Annotated in this window: 3 protein-coding genes; all 3 read left to right on the top strand. The window is 74.9% G+C overall.

All coding sequences use genetic code 11. The annotated features are described in order from the left end of the window. Positions 1 to 703 (top strand): MFS transporter (locus HUW36_RS31200; RefSeq protein WP_174531358.1); only part of this gene is annotated, 703 nt, incomplete at its 5' end. A gap of 63 nt (positions 704 to 766) precedes the next feature. After that, the gene (gene thrB / locus HUW36_RS31195; RefSeq protein WP_174531357.1) at positions 767 to 1,669 is read left to right on the top strand and encodes a homoserine kinase; all 903 of its coding nucleotides are present in this window, start codon (positions 767 to 769) and stop codon (positions 1,667 to 1,669) included. A gap of 339 nt (positions 1,670 to 2,008) precedes the next feature. Continuing rightward, the coding region (locus HUW36_RS31190; protein WP_174531356.1) for a Rho termination factor N-terminal domain-containing protein at positions 2,009 to 2,325 on the top strand (317 nt) is incomplete at its 3' end.

Below are 2,325 nucleotides of genomic sequence, written 5' to 3'. Positions count from 1 at the left end.
CGCGGCGGGCCTGGCGGCGCTGATCCGTCGGCCGCTCCAGGCGCCCCGCGACCCGGCGGCGACCGTGCCGCGCACCTGGGCGGCGATCCGGGAGGCGCTCGGCTACATCGCGCACCGGCCGCGCGTGCTCGCGCTGGTCACGGTGAAGTCGGCGGTCGGCCTGGGCAACGGCGTGCTGACCGTCTTCCCGCTGCTGGCCGGCGTCTACGGCGTCGGAGCGGTCGGCGCGGGCCTGCTCTTCGCCGCCCGGGGCGCCGGCGCGCTGGTCGGCCCGATCCTGATGCGCCGGGTGCTCAGCAACCGGGCCTGGCTGCTCACCGGCCTGGCGCTGTCGATGTCGCTGTACGGCCTGTCCTACCTGGGCGCCTCGGCGGTGTCGTGGTTCCCGCTGGTGCTGGTCCTGGTCTTCCTCGCCCACCTCGGCGGCGGCAGCAACTGGGTGCTGTCCAACTACGCCCTGCAGGGCGAGGTGCCGGACCGGCTGCGGGGCCGGGTCTTCGCCACCGACATGATGCTGGCGACGCTGGCCATCGCGGTGAGCCAGCTGGTGGTGGCGCTGGTGGTGGACCGGGTGGACGAGCGGACCGTGCTCGCCGGTTGCGGTCTGGTGACCGTCGTCTACGCGGTCGGCTGGCGGTTCGCCACGCGCCGGCTCTCGCTCGCCGACCCGGTGCCGGCGCGGGCCCCGGGCGATGCCGGGTGACGCGTGGGTCCCACGCTGCGGGCGATCCGGCCGGCTGTCGGTGGCACGCCCTAGCATGAGCCGGTGCCGACGACTCTCACCTCCGGACCGGTCCGGGTCCGGGTGCCCGCGACCAGCGCCAATCTCGGCCCCGGGTTCGACGCGCTCGGGTTGGCGCTCGGCCGGTACGACGACGTCACCGCGGAGGTGACCGACGGCGGCGTACGGGTGGCGGTCAGCGGCGAGGGCGCCGGGGAACTGCCGGCGGACGAGCGCCACCTGGTCGTGACCGCCATGCGGGCCGCCTTCGACGTGCTCGGCGCGCAGCCGCCCGGCCTGGCGCTGGAGTGCGTCAACCGGATCCCGCAGGCCCGTGGCCTGGGCTCGTCCTCGGCGGCCATCGTGGCCGGGGTGCTGGCAGCCCGGGCGCTGGTGGCCGACGGCGGGCGGCGGATGGGTGACGACGCCGCGTTGCGGCTGGCGGCGGAGTTGGAGGGCCATCCGGACAACGTCGCGCCGTGCCTGCTCGGCGGCTTCACCATCGCCTGGACCGAGTCGTCCGGCGCCCGGGCGGTCGCGCTGCCGGTGGCGTCGGCCGTTCGTCCGACCGTCTTCGTGCCCGCCGAGCGGGGTCTGACCGCGGAGGCCCGCGCCGCGCTGCCGGCCACCGTGCCGCACGCCGACGCGGCGTCCAACGCGGGTCGGGCGGCACTGCTGGTGCACGCGCTGACCGCCGATCCGGCGCTGCTGCTGCCGGCCACCGTCGACCGCCTGCACCAGGACCAGCGGGCGCCGGGGATGCCGGCCACCGCCGCGCTGGTCGGCGCGTTGCGCGGGGCGGGTGTGGCGGCTGTGGTCAGTGGGGCCGGGCCGACGGTGCTGGCGTTGTCCGAGGTCCCGGCGGGATTCGACCCGGGAACACAGTGGCGCCGCTGGGAGTTGCCGATAGATGTCAGCGGGGCCCGGGTTTCCCGGGGTAGACTTTGACACGCCGAGCGGGACCCTGTTGCCGCAGGTCGGAAGAGTTGATTACGCTCTAGACCGAGCACAGCCGCGAAGCATGCGATCTTCCTGCGGTTCGGCGCACCCCCGAAGCTCTCGGCGGTCAGCCCGTCACCCCTGCCCAAGGCCCACGCCGCACCGCAGTTTCCACAGGTCGCCGCAGATGGCGAGACCTGCTCACCGATGCTGGTGAGTCGGGAAACCGACCGGCTGCTGTGTTACAGACTCCCGCGACGCGTCCTTGCGAGGCGGGTGCACCGAGGCCGCCCGGCCACCTGGCTCCACGACTCCGGGCAGTCCCGGCCTATCGAGGGAAGGAATCCATTGAGCGACACCACCGACGTGACGTCGGATGTTTCCAACGTCGCTGGCGATGCCACCACCGCCGCTCCCACGCGCCGTCGGCGCAGCGGCACCGGCCTGTCGGCGATGCTGCTGCCGGAGCTCCAGAGCCTGGCCGCGTCGCTCGGCATCTCCGGTACGGCTCGCATGCGCAAGGGCGAGCTGATCAGTGCCATCACCGAGCGGCAGGGCGGCGCCGCCGCCGGTACCCCTCGACCGCGGGCCGAGGTCGCGGCCGCGGCCGCTCCCGCCCGCGAGGAGGTGCACGCCGAGGTCCGTGAGGAGCGGGCCGAGGCGCG

The organism is Micromonospora maritima (genome assembly GCF_902825405.1).
GTDB classification, from domain to species: domain Bacteria; phylum Actinomycetota; class Actinomycetes; order Mycobacteriales; family Micromonosporaceae; genus Micromonospora; species Micromonospora maritima.
This window is presented reverse-complemented; position numbering and strand designations above follow the sequence as displayed.